This window comes from Deinococcus sp. KSM4-11, from assembly GCF_004801415.1.
GTDB lineage: Bacteria > Deinococcota > Deinococci > Deinococcales > Deinococcaceae > Deinococcus.
Map to the genome: position 1 here is coordinate 578,833 of NZ_SSNX01000001.1, position 19,169 is coordinate 598,001.

A 19,169-nucleotide genomic window follows, 5' to 3' on the forward strand; every position below is an offset into this window, starting at 1 on the left:
AATAGGTATGATGCGTAACGTGAATTTCCCGGAGGAACCATGACCCACCAGGGCGAGACCCTACTGGCCGTGAACGGCCTGAAGACCTACTTCTACACCGACGACGGCGTCGTGAAAAGTGTGGACGGCGTGACCTTCCACATCAAGAAGGGCGAAACCCTGGCCGTCGTGGGTGAATCCGGCTCCGGCAAGAGCGTGACCAGCCTGTCGGTCATGCGGCTGATCGCCATGCCCCCCGGCAAGATCGTCGAGGGCGAGATCCTGTTCACCGGGAAGGACGGCGTGCAGAAGAATCTCGTCTCCTTGCCCGAGTCGGACATGCGCAAGATCCGCGGCAACGACATCTCCATGATCTTCCAGGAACCCATGACCTCGCTGAACCCGGTGTACACGGTCGGCGACCAGATCGCCGAGGCCGTGCAGCTGCACCAGGGCAAGAACAAGAAAGAGGCCATGGGCGTAGCCACCGATATGCTGCGCTTCGTGGGTATTCCCGCTCCGGAAAAGCGCGTGCACGAGTACCCGCATCAGATGTCCGGCGGGATGCGCCAGCGCGTCATGATCGCCATGGCCCTGAGCTGCAACCCGGCCCTGCTGATCGCGGACGAGCCGACCACGGCGCTCGACGTGACCATCCAGGCGCAGATCCTCGATCTGATGCGCAAGCTCCAGACCGACATTGGCATGAGCATCCTGTTCATCACGCACAACCTGGGTGTGGTGGCCGAGATGGCCGACCGCGTAGTGGTCATGTACGGCGGCCGCGTGGTCGAGGAAGGCGACGTGATCGAGATCTTCAAGGCGCCCCGTCACCCCTACACCATGGGCCTGCTGAACTCGATTCCGCGTCCCGGCGAGTACACGCACATTCCGGGGCAGCCCAAACCGCGCCTGGAAGCCATTCCCGGCAACGTCCCCAACCCCCTGAACCTGCCGCCCGGCTGCGCCTTCGAGCCCCGCTGCAAGTTCGCCGTGCCGGACTGCTCCAAGGCGGTGCCCGCGCTGGAGGACACCGGTCACGGCCACATGGCCCGCTGCATCCGCTGGCGTGAATTCGAACAGGCCCAGGCCGAGGTGACCGCATGACCGCCCCCGCCCCCAGCACCTATACCGGCGTCGACCGCGGCATGGCCGCCAAGGGCGACACGCTCCTGGACGTCCAGCACCTCGAGAAGTACTTCCCGATCCGCGGCGGCCTGCTGTCGCGCGTGGTCGCGAATGTGAAGGCCGTGAACGACATCTCGTTCAACATCAAGCGCGGCGAGGTCGTCGGGCTGGTCGGCGAGTCCGGCTCCGGCAAGACGACCGCCGGGCGCGCCATCCTGCGCCTGATCGAGCCCACCGGCGGGCAGGTGATCTTCAACGGCACGGACATCACCAAGCTGTCCAAGTCGCAGATGCGCGATTACCGCCGCGAGATGCAGATCATCTTCCAGGATCCCTTCGCCTCGCTGAACCCCCGCATGACCGTCTCCGACATCATCGGCGAGGCCATGCAGATCCACAACCTGCATCCCGGCAAGGGCCGCATCGACCGCATTGCCGAGCTGCTGCAACGCGTCGGTCTGCGGCCCGAGCACATGCGCCGCTACCCGCACGAGTTCAGCGGCGGGCAGCGCCAGCGCATCGGGATTGCCCGCGCCCTGGCCGTCGATCCCACCTTCATCGTGGCCGATGAACCGGTGTCGGCGCTCGACGTGTCGATCCAGGCGCAGGTCGTGAACCTGATGCAGGATCTGCAGGAGGAACTCGGCCTGACCGTGCTGTTCATCGCGCACGACCTGCACGTCGTGGAGTACATCTGCGACCGCATGATCGTGATGTACCTGGGCCGCATCATGGAGATCGCCCCAAGCCGCGAGCTGAACACCGCGCCAAAGCACCCGTACACCGAAGCGCTGCTCTCGGCGGCGCCGGTGCCCGACCCGACCGTGAAGCGTCAGCGCATCATCCTGGAAGGGGATATTCCCAGCCCGATCAACCCGCCGTCCGGCTGCGTGTTCCGCACGCGCTGCCGCTACGCGATCGCCGAGTGCGAGCACACCGTACCGGAGCTGCGGGAAGTGAGCCCGAACCACTTCAAGGCCTGTATCCGCGACGACATCCTGTAAGTCGGCGCGCCCCGCAGTCATCCCGTCCCGCTGGGGCGGGATTTTTCTGTTCCGTTTCTGATCGAACCTCTCACATCTCACAATTCGGTTAAGGGCACCATGACCGCATGAAACCCAGTTCCAACCGATGCGCTCTGCTCGCCGCCGCCCTCATCTCGTCCCAGGCCCTCGCCACGGATCTGCGCATCTACCCGTCCTTTACCGAAGTCCGTCAGCCCGTCACGTCCACCGGCACCACGCTGGACGTCACCCTGCCCCAGGCCGCGTGGGAAAACGTCCTGGCGGGATCGCTCGACCTGGAGGGCCTGCCCTTCGACAGTGTGGCCCAGACGCAGCAGGCCAACTGGCTGAGTGGCCTGGAAGGCAAGACTGTGTACCTGCGCCGGGGCGACAAGACCGAACCCGTCACGCTCGTGCGCGCCCGTGACCTGCTGGTCAAGGACGCGCAGGGACGGTTTTTCAACGTGAACTTCGGCGACCTGCAGTTCACCGCTCCCCCGCCGCTGAACCCCCAGAGCCCCAGTCAGACCCTCACGTACACCCTGCCCAAGGCCGGGAGCGGCACGCTGACCTACCTGACCCGCGCCATCACCTGGGCGCCGCGCTACACCCTGAAGGCCAGCAGTGACGGCGCGAACCTGAGCGCTCTGGCCGACCTGCGCAACACCACGGAACTGCCGTACACGGTCAAGGCCACGGAACTGTATGCCGGCGACGTGACCGTGCAGGCCAACCCACAGGCCGAGGCGTCAGGCTACGCCAACGACGCGCTCATGCGCGCCGTGCCCAGCGCCGCCGCGCCCGCCCCCAAGATCCAGAGCCAGGGCGAACTGCGCGGACTGACCCGCTACGACCTCACCACGCCCTTCACGCTGCCCGCCAACAGCGTCATCACGCTGCCGTTCCTGACGCCGAAACTCACCAAGTTCGAACGCTATGTGGGCCTGGACACCTATTTCAACAGCGGCACCCAGGACGGCACCTTGAACCGTTTTTACCGCCTGGAAGCGGATCAGCGCCTTCCCGCCGGCCCCCTGACCGTGCGCGAGGACGGTCGTCTGGTCGGACAGACCAGCCTGCCCGACACGCGCGAGGGCGGCACCATCAACTTCAGCCTGGGCGAGGATCCCGATGTCGAATACACCCGCACGGCGCAGCTCGTCCGGCAGGATAAGGACACCAAGGGCAACGTCACCCGCACCACGTACAAGGTCACGTACGCCTTCGAGAGCAGCAAGGATCGCCCCATCCGCGCCGAGATCAGCGAGCGCATCGGCGGCCGGATCATCATCATCGACGCCCTGAGCCCCGTGCAGAACCAGGGCGTGGCCAGCCTGAAACTCGACATTCCCGCCAAGGGCAAGATCAGCAAGAGCTTCACCGTGGTGATCGCGAACAGCTGACCGCCCACTGACCAGCGTGATGAACAGGGCTTCCCGCTTCAGGCAGGGGAGCCTCGTTCTTGCGTCCCCTTAGAGAATGCCTTCCAGATAGGCCAGGACGTCCACCTTCACGGGCATGAAATAGGCGTGTTGATTTCGCTCGCGGGCGAACCGCAGCAGGTCGGCGGCGAAGGCGCGGTTGCACTCCAGCGTGGGCGTGAACGTCCGGGGAAACACGGCGTGGTTGCGCGCCCGCCAGTAGTTCAGGCTGGATTCAGTGAGGATGCTCGTCGCGCCCCACCACATCTGCGCGCCGTCCGGAATCAGGTCGCTGTAGGCGTCCATGACGCGCAGGTCGAAGAACGGCTGCGTGAAAAACCCGGTCGCGCCGGCGTCCAGCTTGCGCTCCAGGTAATCACGTTCCCGCGCGAACGACTGCCGGTATGGATCGAGGCCGGCGTACACGGTCAGGTGCGGAGCGTCGCGCCGGACGCGGCGGATGAGATCCACGGCGTCCTGGTCGTACACCCTCGCGCTCATGTCCGCGGGGGCGTCACCCGTGACGACCAGCACCTCGGTGATACCGTGCTCGTCCAAGCTGGACAGGAAGGGGAGGGCTTCGCGTGGGTTGAAATCCACCGCGCGCAGATGCGGCACCGCCCGGTGGTAGGGCCGGGCGTACGAGCAGCCCAGCCACGAGCGCAGTGAATAGCGCGTCAGGTCCGGCACGTTCACGGTGTCCACCCCAGGCAGTGACGCCACCACCTGGGCGATCTCGGCCCGCAGACCGCTGCGCGAACGGGGCACGAGTTCCACCGAAATGCGCGTCTCGGGCCGGGCGGTCAACGGGCGACCTCGGGCACCCTCGCCGGGTCGTAGGCAAGGATCGGCCCCAGCCAGCGTTCCACCTCGCCCAGGGCCATGCCCTTGCGACGGGCGTAGTCCTCCACCTGATCGCGGCCAATCCGGCCCACCGCGAAGTACCGCGCGTCCGGATGCGCGAAGTACAGGCCGGACACGGCGGCGGCCGGCCACATGGCGCAGGATTCCGTGAGTTCCAGCCCGATCTCCTGCGCGCCGAGCACGCGGAACAGCGTGCGTTTCTCGGTGTGGTCGGGCTGGGCGGGGTAGCCGGGCGCGGGGCGGATGCCGTCGTAGCGCTCGCGGATCAGGTCGTCGGTGCCCAGCGATTCGCCCGACGCGTAGCCCCAGTGGCGGGTGCGGACGTCGCGGTGCAGCTTCTCCGCGAAGGCCTCGGCCAGCCGGTCGGCCATGGCCTTCACCAGGATGACGTTGTAGTCGTCGTGCTGCGCCTCGAACACGGCGGCCAGTTCGTCCGCACCGTGGATGGCGACCGCGAACGCGCCGATATGGTCGCCCTGTGGCGCGATGAAATCGGCAAGTGCCACGTTCGGGGTGGTCTGCTCGCGCTGCTGGCGCAGGGTGTGCAGGTGAACCACGCCAGGCAGCGATTCCCGACCGGCAGCGAGTTCATGGGTCGCGAAGTCCAGCGTCTCACCGGCCGGGACATCCGGGCCGACCTGCACGGCGATGTCGTCTCCGTCCCTCTCTGCGGGCCACAGGCCGATCACCCCACGCGCGGTCAGCAGCTGCTCGGCGATCACGCGCCGGAGCAGCGCCTGGGCATCAGCCAACAGCTTGCGGGCTTCCTCGCCACGCAGGGGATCACTCAGGATGTTCGGGTAGATGCCCTTCATCTCCCACGCAATGAAGAACGGCGTCCAGTCGATGAACTCCAGCAGTTCTGCGATGGGTTGATCGATGATCTGTCGGCCCAGCTCCTGCGGGGCAGGCGGGACGATGGGGGAGAGGATGGGCGCACGTTCCCGCGCCGCCTCGATAGGAATCAGCCTGATCTGCCGGTCGCCATGCCGTTCGCGCAGGGCGTCGTACTCCACGCGCACTCGCTCCTGCACGGCGCGCGGGTCGGCGAGCAGATCCGCCGTGGTCGTCACGGCGCGGCTGGCATCCAGCACGTGCACCACGGGACCGGGATAGGCCGGGTCGATCTTCACGGCCGTGTGGGCGCGGCTGGTGGTCGCCCCGCCGATCAGCAGGGGAAGGGTCAGGCCCCGGCGGGTCATCTCGCGCGCCACGGTAACCATCTCGTCCAGGCTGGGGGTGATCAGTCCGCTCAGGCCGATCACGTCCGCGCCGATCCGCTCGGCCTCGTCCAGAATGCGATCCGTCTGCACCATCACGCCCAGATCCGTGACCTGATAGCCGTTGCAGGCGAGCACCACGCCCACGATGTTCTTCCCGATGTCGTGGACGTCGCCCTTGACGGTCGCCAGCAGCACCCGGCCCTTACCACCTGCCTCCTGCTTCTCGGCTTCCATGTAGGGCGTCAGGTACGCCACGGCGCGTTTCATGACGCGGGCGGACTTCACGACCTGCGGCAGGAACATCTTCCCGGCCCCGAATAGATCCCCGACGACGTTCATGCCGTCCATCAGCGGCCCCTCGATGACCAGCAGCGGCGACCCCAGCAGGCGGTAGGCTTCCTCGGCGTCGGCGTCCACGAAGTCCGTTATGCCCTGCACGAGGGCGTGTTTCAATCGTTCCTGCACGGGCAGGTCACGCCACGGACTGCCCGCACCGACCTCGCGCTTCACGCCCTTGTAGCGGTCGGCGAGTTCCAGCAGCCGCTCGGTCGCGTCCGGGCGACGGGCGAGGATCACATCCTCCACGGCGTCGCGCAGCTCGGGCTCGATGTCCTCGTATACGGCCAGCATTCCGGCGTTCACGATGCCCATGTCCAGCCCCGCGCGGATCGCATGGTACAGGAAGACGGCGTGCATCGCCTCGCGCACGTGGTTGTTGCCCCGGAACGAGAACGAGACGTTGCTGATCCCGCCCGAGACCAGCGCGCCCGGCAGGTTCGCCTTGATCCAGCGGGTCGCCTCGATGAAGTCGATGGCGTACCGGTCGTGCTCCTCGATGCCTGTGGCAACGGTCAGCACGTTCGGGTCGAAGATGATGTCCTGCGGCGGGAAGCCCACCTGTTCGGTCAGCAGCCGGTACGCGCGGGCCGTGATTTCCTGGCGCCGCGCTAGGTTGTCTGCCTGCCCCTGCTCGTCGAAGGCCATCACGACCGCCGCCGCGCCGTAGCGCCGCAGCAGCCGGGCGCGTTCCAGGAACTTCGCCTCGCCGTCTTTGAGCGAGATCGAATTCACGACCGCCTTGCCCTGCACGCGCTTGAGGCCCGCTTCCAGGATCTCCCACTTGCTCGAATCGAGCATCAGCGGCACGCGCGAGATGTCCGGTTCGCCGGCCAGCAGGTTCAGGAACTTCACCATGGCCGCCTCGCCGTCGAGCATGCCCTCGTCGAAGTTCACGTCCACGATCTGCGCGCCGTTCTCGACCTGCTGCCGGGCAATTTTCAGGCCCGCGTCGAAGTCGCCCGCCAGGATGGCTTTGGAGAATTTGGGGCTTCCGGTCACATTCGTCCGCTCGCCCACGTTCACGAAATTCAGCTCCGGCGTGACCTTCAGGGGTTCCAGTCCGCTCAGGCGCAGCACGGGCGGCAGCAGGGGCGCGGTGCGCGGCGCCACGTCCCTCACGGCCTCCGCGATGGCGCGGATGTGCTCGGGCGTGGTGCCGCAGCAGCCGCCCACGATGTTCACCAGTCCGGCCCGGGCGAACTCGCCCAGCACCGCCGCCGTCTGCTCCGGGGTCTCGTCGTACTCGCCGAAGGCGTTCGGCAGGCCCGCGTTCGGGTGGACGGACACCAGCGCGTCCGTACTGCCCGCGATCTCCCGCAGGTGGGGGCGCAGCAGTTCCGCCCCCAGCGCGCAGTTGAGGCCGAGGCTGAACAGGTTGGCGTGGCTGGTGCTGATCGCGAAGGCCTCGGGCGTCTGGCCGCTCAGGGTGCGGCCCGAGGCGTCCGTAATCGTGCCCGACAGCATAATCGGCAGGGTCTTCCCGGTGCGCGCGAAGGCCTCCTCGCAGGCGAACAGTGCCGCCTTCGCGTTCAGGGTGTCGAACACCGTCTCCAGCAGCAGCAGGTCGGCTCCGCCCTCGATCAGGCCCTCGGCCGCGTCGGTGTACGCTGCGACCAGATCGTCGTAGGTCACGTTGCGGAACTCCGGTCGCTCCACATCCGGCGAGAGGGTCGCCGTGCGGTTCGTCGGCCCGATGCTCCCGGCCACCCAGCGCGGCTTCCCGTCGCGGGCGGTGAACTCGTCCGCGATCTCACGGGCCAGCCGCGCCCCGGCCACGTTCATCGCGCGGGCCATGTCCTCCGTGCCGTAATCCGCCTGACTGATGACCGTAGAGTTGAAGGTATTCGTGCTGGCGATATCCGCCCCCGCCTCGAAGTACGCGCGGTGCACGGCGCGGATCACCTCCGGACGGGTCAGCTGGAGCAGATCGAAGTTGCCCCGGTACATCCGCAGCGGGTCGGCACCGTCCCAGCGAAAATCGCCTTCCGTCAGACCCGCCTGCTGGAGCTGCGTGCCCCACGCACCATCGAGAATCAGGATTCGTTTCTGCGCCTCGGCGCGAATATCCGTGCTCACACTCCACCTCAGTGATGTCAACGGCCGCCAGTGTGCGGCCAAAGTCGTCGTTCGCGCCAGTCCAGCGCCGCCTCCGGGCCATCGTCCCCGCGCGCACCATCGTCAGCGCACCCACGCGGGTCTTTCCTGAGGGCACCGCGCCGAAATGTTGGCCGGTTGCCACGCCATCACGGGGCAGGAAACACCCTCCGGCGATTCTGGATGACCGCGCCCAAGGGGCACGATGGCGCCAGCATAGCGCACGCCCAGCACGGAAAAAGGGACGTGGAGTGGACAGGGGTGGGTGAACGTGCAAGCCCCACTCGAAGCGGCCGGTATCGGAGCGACCGACCGGCGCTGGATGATTCAGGTGGCACTAGACGGGCCTGGGTGTCACCCGCCGCTGTCGGAGCAGGTCGCCGGGTCGGAGGCTGCACTTATCGTCGTCTGGGTTGATGCTGGACTCGGGGTGATTCCGAACCACCGCGTCACGTCGGCCTCTGGTGTTGGTCAATTCCACACGCACCACAGCAGGGAACGGATTGCGGGCGTCCGGGCAGGTAGGCTGTGACCATGCTCCGTCACGTCCTGGTTCTTGCTGCGCTGGCCCTGATCCCGCTCGCGTGGGCCCAGGACGTGTCGATCGTTCCTGAAATTCCGCCGCTGCCCGCCGACACGCTCCCGGCGCCTGCCGTGCCTGCACCGGTGGTCGTACCGCCCAGTCTGGCCGCACCGACCACCGTGCCGCTTGCGCCGAAGCCGGTGGCCCTGCCGGGTGTCCGTGGCACGCTCACCGTGGCGCGCACTTTGAAGGGGGTGGTGCCGCTGACCTTCACGATCCGCGCTGGCGGCACGCCCATTAAGTTCGGTGTGCGGCGTGACAACTCCCAGAATTGCGCCTTCGCGCCACTGGTTCGGGTCGTGCAGGTCGGAACGCAGCAGGTCGTCTATCCCGCCGCTGGTAGCCAGAAGCGACTGTGCACCCAGGAGATCGTCACGAAATCCACGGCTTCCACCGGCATGGTGTCGTTCAGCCGCGACCTGACCCTGCCGCCCGGCGAGTACATGGTGGAGAGTTGGCTGACCGGCCTGGCGAACGGCCAGCTCGTCAAGGTGGCGGCCATTCCGGTGCGCGTGTCGGTGAAGTGAGACCCCCGCGGGCCACTCTGTTTGGGCGGAAGCAATTCCGGACGGCGCCGGTGCGGTAGCGTCAGGTCATGAGTTCTGCAGCGAGGCCCGTGACCCTGATCACCGGTTCGGTCGGCGGGATCGGCACGGCCCTGGCCCACCTGCTGGCGCCGGCACATGACGTGATTCTGTGCGGCCGTGATCCTGGTCGCCTGGAGGCGCTGCGGGCGGAGGTGGGCGGCGGGACACTCGTGCTCGATCTGGAGCGTCCGGAGACGTTCGGGGCGGCGGTGGCGGCGCTTGGACGCGTGACGAACGTGGTGCACAACGCCGGGGTCGTGGAGCTTGGGCCGGTGGCGGCGCAGGGGCACGAAGTCTGGACGCGCACGCTGGCGGTCAATACCGTCGCCCCGGCCGAGCTGACCCGCGTGCTGCTGCCCAGGCTCCGGGAGGAGCGGGGCGCCGTGGTGTTCGTAAATTCTGGCGCGGGCCTGAGCGCGAACGCGGGCTGGGCCTCGTACGCGGCCAGCAAGTTCGCGCTGCGTGCCCTGGCCGAGGCCCTCCGCGCCGAGGAGGCCCCGTACGGCGTCCGGGTGGGCACGGTGTACCCTGGCCGCACCGCGACGGCCATGCAGGCCCGCGTGCGTGCCCAGGAGGGCGGCGTCTACACCCCCGAGGCATACATCGAACCGCTCAGTGTGGCCCGCGCGATTCAGCTCATGCTCGACGCTCCCGCTGACGCGGAGTTCACCGACCTAACCATCCGGGCGAGGCCCCGCGTGTGAGCGAAGGGCCGACCTTCGACGTGATCGTCGTCGGGGCCGGGCCGGCCGGTCTGAGCGCCGCACTGACGCTGGGGCGCTCGCGCCGCCGGGTGCTGCTGCTCGACGGAGGGCCACCCCGCAACGCCCCGGTCGACGCCGCGCACGGCCTCCTCACCCGCGACGGCATTCGTCCCGCCGCCCTGAAAGCCCAGGCACTGGCCGATCTTGAACCCTACGGGGTCGACATCCGGCACGAACTGGCCCGCGAGGTTCGGCTGGTCGATGGCGCGTTCCGTGTGCGGATCGGGCTGGATTGGCTCCGCACCCGTCGCCTCCTCTTCGCCACCGGCGTGCGGGATGTCCTGCCGAACGTGGCTGGGCTGCGAGAACGCTGGGGAACCGGCGTGTACCACTGTCCGTACTGTGACGGCTGGGAGCATCACGGCAAGGCGCTGGGCGTCTACGGCCGGGGTCAGACTGGGCACCACCTGGCCCTGACCGTCCGGGCGTGGTCAGACCGCGTAACCCTGCTGAGCGACGGCCCCAGCCTGCTCACCCCGGCGCAATGCCAGGATCTGGAACGGGTGGGGATCCGGGTGCGGGAGCAGTCGATCCGCGCCCTGACCGGGCAGGACGGCGTCTGCGTGAGCTTCCACGGCGCGCCGCCCCTGGCCCTGGATGCCGTGTTCGTCTCGCCGGAACAGGAGCAGGGCAGCTCCCTGCCCGCCGCGCTGGGCTGTGAGCTGAACGACCGGGGCCGCGTGGTCGTCGACGCGAATGGCGAGACCAGCGTGCCGGGCGTGTGGGCCACCGGCGATATGACCGGCGCGCCCCAGTACGTGGTGCACGCGGCGGCGGTCGGCATGCAGGCGGCCACCTGCATCAACACCAGCCTGATCCACGAGGATGTCCGGGCCCTGGGCGCGGCCTTCCACAAGGGCCAGCTCTCCGAGTGAAGGCCGTCCTGTTCGATCTGGACGGCACCCTGCACGACCGCGTCAGCACCCTCAGGGTGTGGTTGTCCGGGCACGTCACGAGATTCGATCTGCCGGAGGAGTTCGCGGCCCGCTTTCTGGAACTGGACGATTTCGGGTACGGCCCCAAGTCAGTGGTCATGCCGCAGCTGAGGCGGGAACTGGCCCTCACGCCCAGCAGCGCCGAGTTGCTGGACGATTACTTCGTGCATGCCTTTTCGGCTCCAGTCCGGATGCCGCACGCCTACGAGGTGCTCGTGGCCTTGCGGAGCCGGGGCGTGCGGGTCGGACTGGTCACGAACGGCTCCTCGGTGCAGCAGCGGCAGACGGTGGCCGGACTGAGAGTTGGTGCCCTGGTCGACGACCTCGTGATCAGCGAGGAGGTCGGCGTGAGCAAACCCGATCCCCACATCTACACCCTGGCGCTGGACCGTCTGGGCGTGGACACGGCCGCCGATGCGTGGTTCGTGGGCGACTCACCCCGCAACGACGTGTGGGGGCCGCAGCAGATCGGCATGCGCGCCGCGTACCTCCCCACTGGACATGCCCTGAACGGCGAGGTGCCGGACGCCCGGCTGCGGGATCTGCGGGACGTCCTCACGCTTCACTGACGGTGGGCGGTACCATTCCTCCCGTGCGTGAGCCGCTGCCCGACCTGCCGATTGCCGAGGTGTTGCCTGCCGTCCGGGCGGCCCTCGCGGCCAACCCGCTGGTCGTGGTGCAGGCCCCACCTGGGGCCGGGAAAAGTACGGCGCTTCCGCTGGCCCTGCTGGACGAACCGTGGCTGGCCGGTCAGGGCATCGTGATGCTCCAGCCGCGCCGCGTGGCGGTGCGCGCCGTGGCCGCCCGGCTGGCTGAGGGCCTGGGCGAGGACATGGGCGGGAGGGTCGGCTCGCGCGTGCGCTTCGAATCACGGGTGTCGGCCCGCACGCGCCTGGAGGTGGTGACCGAGGGCATCCTCACGCGCCGGTTGCAGCGCGATCCGGAACTGCGCGGAGTGGGGCTGGTCATCCTCGACGAGTTCCACGAACGCAGCGTCAACGCGGACCTGGCGCTGGCCCTGCTGCGCGAGGTGCAGGGCGCGCTGCGGGACGACCTGCGCGTCCTGGTCATGAGTGCCACCCTGGACGCCGCGCTGCCCGGACGTCTGGGCGCGCCGCTGGTCGCCAGCGAGGGCCGCGCGTACCCGGTCACGGTGCGGTACCTGCCGCTCGATCCAACGGGCCGGGTGGAAGACGTTGTGGCCGCAGCGGTGCGGCGGGCGCTGGCCGACGATCCCGGCGACATCCTGGCCTTCCTGCCCGGCGTCCGCGAGATCCGGAGCGCGCAGGGTCAACTGACCGGTGTGGATGCGGCCGTGTTGCCCCTGTACGGCGATCTGCCACTCGCCGAGCAGCAGCGGGCGCTAAAACCCGATCCCGGAGGACGCCGCAAGGTGATCCTGGCCACCTCCATCGCTGAGACCTCGCTGACCATCGACGGGGTGCGGGTGGTCGTGGACGGCGGGCAAAGCCGGACGCAGGCCTTCGATCCCGCCACCGGCCTGACGCGCATGGTCACGTCGCGGATCACGCGGGACGCCGCCACCCAGCGCGCCGGACGCGCGGGCCGCACCGCTCCCGGCGTCGCCTACCGCCTTTGGAGTGAGCGCACCCACGCTCTGCTTGCGGAGTCCAGGCCGCCCGAGATCCTGGACGCCGACCTGGCTCCCCTGACTCTGGAACTCGCGCAGTGGGGCAGTCCGGAGCCAAGTGATCTGGCGTGGCTCGACGCGCCGCCCGCGCCCAGGATCGAGGCGGCGCGCACGCTGCTGCGCGGCCTCGATGCCCTGACGGACGCGGGGCGGATCACGCCTGTGGGCACCCGGCTGCTGGAGTTCCCCACTCACCCCCGGCTTGCCCACCTGCTGTCCAGCGGAGCGGCCGCTGGCCTGGGTTCACTCGCCGCGGATGTGGCCGCGCTGCTGGAGGAACGTGACCCGCTCCCTCCGGGCAGTGGCAGCGACCTCACGGATCGGGCTGCCGCGCTGAGGCTATGGCGGCGGCGCTCGGTCACCAGGGGAGACCCCGCCGTTCTGGAACGGGTAGAGCGTCTGTCCCGACAGTGGCGGCGACTGCTGAACGTCCCGGCCGACGACGAAGTGCCCACCTCGTGGGATGTGGGCGCCCTGATTGCCCTGGCCTACCCGGAACGGATCGCACTGGCCCGCGAGACGCAATCCGGCCCCCCACCGGGGCGCTTCCTGCTCGCGGGCGGTCAGGGAGCGGCGCTTCCCGAAGGAGACGCGCTGACCGGCGTGGCCACCCTGGCGGTGGCCCACCTGGACGCCCGGACAGCCGAGGCGCAGATCTACCTGGCCGCCCCCATTGATCTTCAGCTTCTGCGCGAGCAGGCGGTATGGCACGATGAGGTGCGCTGGGACACCCGCGCGGGCACGCTGATCGCCCAGCAGGAGCGGCGCCTGGGCGCCCTGGTGCTGGACGTCCAGCCCCTGCGGGACGTGCCCGTACAACAGCGGGTCGAGGCGCTGTCCGGAGCGATCCGCAGCGAAGGCCTGCACCTGCTGTCCTTCCCGGCAGAGGCGGCCCAGTTCCGGGCCAGGATCGGCTCGCTGCGCGCGTGGCATCCGGAGGAAGACTGGCCGGATCTCTCAGACGCGGGGCTGCTCGCCACTCTCGAGGCCTGGCTGGGCGTGGCCCTGGGAACCGTCCGGAGCCGGGACGATCTGGCCCGCCTGGACGTCCGCAGTGGCCTTTCCACGCTCCTCCCGTGGAACTTAACCCGAGAGCTGGACGACCGCGCGCCCACCCACCTCACCGTGCCCACCGGGAGCCGCATCCGCCTGGACTACCGCGCCGACGGTGAACCGCCCATTCTGGCCGTCAAACTCCAGGAACTGTTCGGTCTGGCCGACACGCCCACCGTCGATCACGGCCGGCGGCCGGTGCTGCTGCACCTGCTCTCGCCGGCCGGGCGGCCCGTGCAGGTCACGCAGGATCTGCGCTCGTTCTGGAACAGCTCGTACTTCGAGGTGCGCAAGGATCTGCGGGGCCGTTACCCGAAGCACCCCTGGCCGGACGATCCGTGGTCTCACCGCCCTATGAAGGGCACCACCAAACGGGGCGTGTGACCACTGGTCCTACTGCATAGCGTGCATGGGAGGGGCGATGAGTATCGCCGCATGGTGGTATACGGCCGGATCGAGGTGACGCCGAACCCCTCATCGAAGGCGATGGAGCAGTGTCGCCTCCACTCCAGGGGGATGGCCCAGCTCTCGCTCATCTGCTAAGGCGCAGGCGTACTTTCCATGACGCCCGGATCTCCCTAACGCCCCGCCTCGGGACGTGGCGGGAGACCAACGGTCTCAGCGTGGAACCTACCTCGACCACCCGTGGACGGAGGACTGTCGTCCTGTAGTCCAGTCTGACTACGAGGGTCTGATCGCGGTAAACAGAACGCGCGTGAAGGCGTAGTACACACGGTCGCCGGGGAACTCTGCGTGCAGGCGTGCCCGGTAGGATTCCAGAAAGCGGGCGGCATCGGCGTCGCCCAGCCTGGATAGGTAGGGCACCAGGGCCGTCCCGCGCGTCCACTCGATCAGGCCGTCCGCGCCGCGGAGGACGACGGGGTACACCTTGCTGATGGCGGTGATGTCCGTCGCCCCGAGCGCGTCGAGACTTTCGGCGTACCCGGCCGGCGTGAGCACCGGGGAGGCGCCCTGGGCCGTGCCGAAGCGCGTGAACCCACCGAGTTCGTCCGTGAACTCGTCGGCGGTGGCGGTCAGCAGGCGGTGGCTGGCGTGGTCATGGTTGGCGGGCACCTGCACAGCCAGGACACCGCCGGGGGCCAGCTGCCGCCAGAGCTGGGCCAGCAGGGCGGGATGGTCGGGCAGCCACTGCAGGGCGGCGTTCGAGTAGATCAGGTCGTAGGTTCCGGTGAGCTGAGCAATGTCCCCCTGCTCGAAGCGCAGGTTGGCGGCCTGCCCAGCCGGGGTTCTCGCCAGCATCTCCGCGCTGCTGTCCAGTCCCAGCACCTGCGCGTCCGGGAACCGCCGGGCGAGTTCCAGGGTCTGTTCGCCGGTGCCGCAGCCGAGATCTACCACGCTGCGGTAGGGACGCTGCGGAATCATGGCCAGCAGGTCGTGGGCGGGGGCGCTGCGGGCGGCCTGGAACCGGTGGTACTGGTCGGGATTCCATGTCATGGGGGCAGTGTAGAACCCGTCATCCGGACGCCTGTGCGTACTTGAGTGGTAACAAGTTGCCGGCAATGGAAAACCCGTCCCAGACAATGCGGACGGGTCTCTTGGATTGCGGTTCAGATCAAGCTGGCCAGGGCCCCGCCGAGGATCATCAGGATCAGCACGAGGCCCATGGCGACCATCGTCTGTCGAGGGCTGGCCTGCGGACTCATGCTGCCCGTCCCTGGCCATTGCCGCTGGCCGAATCGGGGTGCAGGCTGCTCAGGGCTGCCTTGAGATGCTTGTACACCTCGCGCTGCAGGTCGAGATCCTCGGGCAATTCGTAGCGCAGCTGTTCCATGGCCTGCACCAGATGCGCGCCGCCGGCGGACCGTTCGTGATCCGGCCGTGCCCAGTCGGGCAGTTCGGGCGTGGACGCCGGAGCGCGTTTGGTGTCATCCCAATCGGCCCACTGCTTGGGCAGGTCGTACAGGTAGCGGCCGATGCCGAAATGCACCGCGCAACGTTTCAGGGCGTCGGAACTGGCGGCCTTCAGCGTGCCCAGATCCCCTTCCGGGGCCTCGCCGATGTCCTCGCGGGTCACGCCGAGGATGGTCAGGCGGCCCTTGACAGTGGGCAGACGGGTGCCGGGGATCACCTCGACCTCGAAGTTCCACGCATCCGGGCAGATGGCGTCCAGCCGATCCTGCACGGCGCGGGCGTCGATATGCGCGAGCATCAGGGCGCGTTTGCGATCCTTGCTGACCACGCCGGGCTTCCAGCCGACCAGGTGGGCAGGGAAGGGGGCCTGGAGTCGTTTCTGGACGTCGCTCAGCTTCATGGATTTAGTCTATAACATAATGGCGTTACGGTCAAGACAGAATGGCCCCCGAAACATTCGCATTCCGCTCATGCCGAGCGACACGAGAACGCCGCTCCAGCCCTTGGTCCGGAGCGGCGCTGAGATGGGAAGTTACTTCGTTTCGACCAGCTTGTAGCTCCCGCTGCCCGAGTAGGCGTAGACCTCCCAGCGGTAGGTGCCGCTGGCCGCCGCGTACGAGATGTTCTCCGTCGCCGTCGAGCCGGTGCTGGAGGCCACATCCGTCCAGCTGCCGTTTACCAGCTTGGACAGGTAGAGGTCGAAATCCACACCGCTCGGGCCGGTTAGGTTGCCCTTGAGGGTGCCGCCCGCATAGCTGAACCCGCTGGAACTGGGCTTGAAGGAACTGCTGCCCGACGTGACCGACCCTGTGTAGGTCGTGGTGCCGGTGGGTGGGGGCGGCGTGACTGTGCCCGTGCCGGTGTACAGCAGCAGGTTGGGACTGCCGGTGCCGACGCTCGCCAGTACGCCGCTGGTGGCGTTCGCCTTGAGGGCACTGGTCACCTGCGCCACCGTGTACGAGGGGTTCGCCGCCAGGATCAACGCCACCGCGCCCGTCACGTGCGGGGTCGCCATGCTCGTGCCGCTGATGGTGTTGGTGGCGGTGTCACTGGTGTTCCAGCTGGAGGTGATGCCCGTGCCGGGCGCGAAGAGGTCCACGCACGAGCCGTAGTTCGAGTAGGAGGTGTCGCGGCTGTCGGTCTTCGTCGCGGCCCCGACCGTGATGGCGCTGGGTGCCCGCGCTGGGCTGGAGCCACAGGCATCGGCGTTGCTGTTCCCGGCGGCCACCGCCATCACCAGCCCGGAGTTCGTGGCGCTCGTCACCGCATCATCCACCGCCTGGCTGGCGCCGCCGCCGAGGCTCATGTTCGCCACGGCTGGGCCGCTGCGGTTGCTGGCTGCCCAGTTGATGCCGGCGATCACGCCGGAGTTCGTGCCGCTGCCCGAGCAGTCGAGCACCTTCACGGCGACCAGCTTCACGCCCTTGGCGACGCCGTAGGTGCTGCCACCCACCGTGCCGGACACGTGCGTGCCGTGGCCGTTGCAGTCGGTGTTCTGGCCGTCCCCGGTCTCGTTGATGCCCCACACGGCCCGGCCGCCGAACTGGCTATGCGTGGTGCGGATGCCCGTGTCGATGATGTACGCCGTGACGGTGCTGGCCGTGGTGCTGTAGGTGTAGTTGCCGTCCAGCGGCAGGTTGCGCTGGTCGATCCGGTCGATGCCCCAGGTGGCTCCGGTCTGGGTGGCGTCCGCGTGCACAGCAGCGTCCTGTTCCACGTACTTCACGGCCGGATTGGCGCGCAGGATCGCGAGGTTCTGCGTGCTCAGGCGGGCAGAGAAGCCATGAATGGTCTGGGTGTACAGGTGGCCGATGCTCACGCCCTGCGGATCGAGGCCGAGCGACTGGATCAGGGCGCCGCTGCTCTGGGTGCTCAGAGCGCTGCTGCTGCCCTGGCTCATCACCACGATGTACTGCCCGGGGATCGCTGCCGGGTTGCTCGTGCCGAGCAGCGGGGCCGCCGTCCCGGCCGTGTGCCCACGGGTGGTGCCCTGCGCCGTGGTGTCCTGTGGAGCGCTCTGGGAGCAGGCGGCCAGCAGCAGCGTGGTGGCGAGGGTGCCAAAAGCAAAACGAATATCCTTCATCCGAACCTCCAGGGGGGACGTGGGCGTTCCGTGAAACTGTGCTTGACGACGTCGTTCTACTGGCACTTCGACGAATCTTAATGACGTCCTCTAGACAACTGGCCGTATGGGTTCAGGGCACCACACAAACGCCTTTTTGCGTGCTGGAAATGCTTTCTTTTGCCAGTCCAAAAATGAGAAGACGCGCGGTATTCCACACGCCGGGCGCCAATCTTCATGCTCGCTTCACGATCTGGATGGCCGATGCCACTGCAACCCCATCAAGGTTCGGCGTTCACCATGGGCGGCCACGTCCAGACGCACACGATTTCCATGCCCGGCCGTCTGCGTACCATGCACGTATGAGCCGTACGGCCACCCTGACGCGCACCACCAGCGAGACGGACATCACGGTCCGCCTTGACCTCGACCAGCCGGGCTCCGAACCGTCCACCTCCGGCCACGGTTTTTTCGACCATATGCTCGACGCGCTGGCCCGGCACTCGCGGCTTGGTATGAGCGTCCAGGCCAGCGGCGACCTGCACATCGAACCCCACCACCTGATCGAGGACACCGGCATCACCCTCGGTCAGGCGCTCTCGCAGGCGCTCGGCGACCGCAGGGGCATCGAGCGCTACGGCAGCGCCTTCGTGCCCATGGACGAGACGCTCGCGCACGTGGTCATCGACCTGTCCGGCCGCGCCCACCTGGCCTTCGAGCCTGAGACCCTCGACATCTGGGGCACGGCCGGCGGCATGACGCACTACCACCTGCGCGAATTCCTGCGCGGGCTGTGCAACCACGGCGGCATCACCCTGCATGTTCGGGTGCTCGCCGGACGGGAAGCCCACCACGTCATCGAAGCCGTCGTGAAGGCCCTGGCCCGCGCGCTGCGGGACGCCGTGCAGGTCACGTCCGACACGCTGCCGAGCACAAAGGGCAGCCTGTGAGCGCGGGCGTGCTGCTGCTCGACTACGGGGCAGGCAACGTCCGCAGCGCCGCGAAGGCCCTGGAACGCGCCGGCATGACCGTGACGGTCAGCGCCGACCCCGCCGACGTGCCGCACGCCGATGCGCTGGTCGTGCCCGGCCAGGGGCACTTCCGGCAGGTCATGGAAGCCTTCGACCACAGCGGCTTCCACGTGCCTGTCCTGGACGCCGCCCGCGCGGGCACGCCCATCCTGGGCATCTGTGTGGGCATGCAACTCCTGCTCGACGGCTCGGACGAGGCGCCGGGCGTCGCGGGCCTCGGTCTGGTGCCCGGCCAGGTGAAAAAATTTGACGCGGCGCCGGATCACAAGGTGCCGCAGATGGGCTGGAACGGCCTGGAGCTGCGCGGCGACCCACCCCTGCTGCGCGGCCTGAGGGAGGGCGCCTATGCCTACTTCGTGCATTCGTACTACGTGCCCGCCGATGTTCCCGTGACCGACGGAGCACTCGCGCACTACGGCGTGCCGTTCTGGGCGGCCTTCAGCGCCGGGAACCTGCACGCCACGCAGTTCCACCCGGAAAAGAGCGGCGCGGTCGGCCTGGGCATCCTGGAACGCTTCCGCCGCAATGTCCTGAACTGACGGTTCGGCGTGGCTGGACGTCCCGCCGACCACCCCCGCT

Annotated in this window: 15 protein-coding genes; 10 read left to right on the forward strand and 5 right to left on the reverse strand. The window is 68.2% G+C overall.

The annotated features are described in order from the left end of the window. The first annotated feature begins 39 nt into the window (after positions 1 to 39). From E7T09_RS02855 to E7T09_RS02865, 3 genes are all read left to right on the forward strand, one after another. A complete protein-coding gene (locus E7T09_RS02855; protein WP_136387608.1) occupies positions 40 to 1,086 on the forward strand; it encodes an ABC transporter ATP-binding protein in 1,047 nt (348 codons plus the stop codon). Beyond that, complete coding sequence (locus tag E7T09_RS02860) at positions 1,083 to 2,111, forward strand: ABC transporter ATP-binding protein (RefSeq protein ID WP_136387609.1); 1,029 nt, start codon at positions 1,083 to 1,085, stop codon at positions 2,109 to 2,111. The genes E7T09_RS02855 and E7T09_RS02860 overlap by 4 nt, the downstream gene beginning before the upstream one ends. A gap of 107 nt (positions 2,112 to 2,218) precedes the next feature. Then, positions 2,219 to 3,514, forward strand: coding sequence for a DUF4139 domain-containing protein (locus E7T09_RS02865; RefSeq protein WP_136387610.1), 1,296 nt, complete (start codon positions 2,219 to 2,221; stop codon positions 3,512 to 3,514). A gap of 69 nt (positions 3,515 to 3,583) precedes the next feature. Here E7T09_RS02865 and E7T09_RS02870 read toward each other — a convergent pair whose 3' ends face one another. Both E7T09_RS02870 and metH read right to left on the reverse strand, forming a co-directional pair. Continuing rightward, positions 3,584 to 4,339: a methylenetetrahydrofolate reductase gene (locus E7T09_RS02870; RefSeq protein ID WP_136387611.1), complete on the reverse strand. Its 756-nt coding sequence runs from the start codon at positions 4,337 to 4,339 to the stop codon at positions 3,584 to 3,586. Further along, entirely contained in the window at positions 4,336 to 8,034 is a 3,699-nt protein-coding gene (gene metH / locus E7T09_RS02875) for a methionine synthase (protein ID WP_168734666.1), read from the reverse strand. The genes E7T09_RS02870 and metH overlap by 4 nt, the downstream gene beginning before the upstream one ends. A gap of 552 nt (positions 8,035 to 8,586) precedes the next feature. Here metH and E7T09_RS02880 point away from each other — a divergent pair. The 5 genes from E7T09_RS02880 to hrpB all read left to right on the forward strand — a co-directional run bounded on the left by E7T09_RS02880 (position 8,587) and on the right by hrpB (position 14,009). Further along, positions 8,587 to 9,162, forward strand: a complete 576-nt coding sequence (locus tag E7T09_RS02880; RefSeq protein WP_136387613.1) for a hypothetical protein — start codon at positions 8,587 to 8,589, stop codon at positions 9,160 to 9,162. A gap of 68 nt (positions 9,163 to 9,230) precedes the next feature. Further along, on the forward strand, positions 9,231 to 9,926 hold the full coding sequence (locus E7T09_RS02885) for an SDR family oxidoreductase (protein WP_136387614.1): 696 nt from the start codon (positions 9,231 to 9,233) through the stop codon (positions 9,924 to 9,926). After that, a complete protein-coding gene (locus tag E7T09_RS02890) occupies positions 9,923 to 10,861 on the forward strand; it encodes an NAD(P)/FAD-dependent oxidoreductase (protein ID WP_136387615.1) in 939 nt (312 codons plus the stop codon). Before E7T09_RS02885 ends, E7T09_RS02890 begins: the two co-directional genes overlap by 4 nt. After that, entirely contained in the window at positions 10,858 to 11,490 is a 633-nt protein-coding gene (locus E7T09_RS02895) for an HAD family hydrolase (RefSeq protein ID WP_136387616.1), read from the forward strand. The genes E7T09_RS02890 and E7T09_RS02895 overlap by 4 nt, the downstream gene beginning before the upstream one ends. 14 nt (positions 11,491 to 11,504) lie before the next feature. Next, positions 11,505 to 14,009, forward strand: a complete 2,505-nt coding sequence (gene hrpB / locus E7T09_RS02900) for an ATP-dependent helicase HrpB (RefSeq protein ID WP_370293760.1) — start codon at positions 11,505 to 11,507, stop codon at positions 14,007 to 14,009. 297 nt (positions 14,010 to 14,306) lie between these two features. Here the strand turns inward: hrpB and E7T09_RS02905 are convergent, their stop codons facing one another. The 3 genes from E7T09_RS02905 to E7T09_RS02915 form a co-directional block, all read right to left on the reverse strand. Next, positions 14,307 to 15,080, reverse strand: a complete 774-nt coding sequence (locus E7T09_RS02905; protein ID WP_136387617.1) for a methyltransferase domain-containing protein — start codon at positions 15,078 to 15,080, stop codon at positions 14,307 to 14,309. 205 nt (positions 15,081 to 15,285) lie between these two features. Beyond that, positions 15,286 to 15,897, reverse strand: coding sequence for a Rad52/Rad22 family DNA repair protein (locus tag E7T09_RS02910; protein ID WP_136387618.1), 612 nt, complete (start codon positions 15,895 to 15,897; stop codon positions 15,286 to 15,288). A gap of 132 nt (positions 15,898 to 16,029) precedes the next feature. Next, on the reverse strand, positions 16,030 to 17,580 hold the full coding sequence (locus E7T09_RS02915; RefSeq protein WP_136387619.1) for a S8 family peptidase: 1,551 nt from the start codon (positions 17,578 to 17,580) through the stop codon (positions 16,030 to 16,032). Positions 17,581 to 17,921: 341 nt separating this feature from the next. Here E7T09_RS02915 and hisB point away from each other — a divergent pair, with 341 nt between their 5' ends. Both hisB and hisH read left to right on the forward strand, forming a co-directional pair. Continuing rightward, the gene (hisB, locus tag E7T09_RS02920) at positions 17,922 to 18,509 is read left to right on the forward strand and encodes an imidazoleglycerol-phosphate dehydratase HisB (RefSeq protein WP_136387620.1); all 588 of its coding nucleotides are present in this window, start codon (positions 17,922 to 17,924) and stop codon (positions 18,507 to 18,509) included. Beyond that, positions 18,506 to 19,129, forward strand: coding sequence for an imidazole glycerol phosphate synthase subunit HisH (gene hisH / locus E7T09_RS02925; RefSeq protein ID WP_136387621.1), 624 nt, complete (start codon positions 18,506 to 18,508; stop codon positions 19,127 to 19,129). The genes hisB and hisH overlap by 4 nt, the downstream gene beginning before the upstream one ends. Positions 19,130 to 19,169: the final 40 nt, after the last annotated feature.

Bases quoted from the DNA above. Each gene is read 5' to 3' on its own strand.
- E7T09_RS02855 (WP_136387608.1), top strand. From the start codon at position 40: ATGACCCACCAGGGCGAGACCCTACTGGCCGTGAACGGCCTGAAGACC.
- E7T09_RS02860 (WP_136387609.1), top strand. From the start codon at position 1,083: ATGACCGCCCCCGCCCCCAGCACCTATACCGGCGTCGACCGCGGCATG.
- E7T09_RS02865 (WP_136387610.1), top strand. From the start codon at position 2,219: ATGAAACCCAGTTCCAACCGATGCGCTCTGCTCGCCGCCGCCCTCATC.
- E7T09_RS02880 (WP_136387613.1), top strand. From the start codon at position 8,587: ATGCTCCGTCACGTCCTGGTTCTTGCTGCGCTGGCCCTGATCCCGCTC.
- E7T09_RS02885 (WP_136387614.1), top strand. From the start codon at position 9,231: ATGAGTTCTGCAGCGAGGCCCGTGACCCTGATCACCGGTTCGGTCGGC.
- E7T09_RS02905 (WP_136387617.1), bottom strand. From the start codon at position 15,080: ATGACATGGAATCCCGACCAGTACCACCGGTTCCAGGCCGCCCGCAGC.
- E7T09_RS02910 (WP_136387618.1), bottom strand. From the start codon at position 15,897: ATGAAGCTGAGCGACGTCCAGAAACGACTCCAGGCCCCCTTCCCTGCC.
- E7T09_RS02915 (WP_136387619.1), bottom strand. From the start codon at position 17,580: ATGAAGGATATTCGTTTTGCTTTTGGCACCCTCGCCACCACGCTGCTG.
- hisB (WP_136387620.1), top strand. From the start codon at position 17,922: ATGAGCCGTACGGCCACCCTGACGCGCACCACCAGCGAGACGGACATC.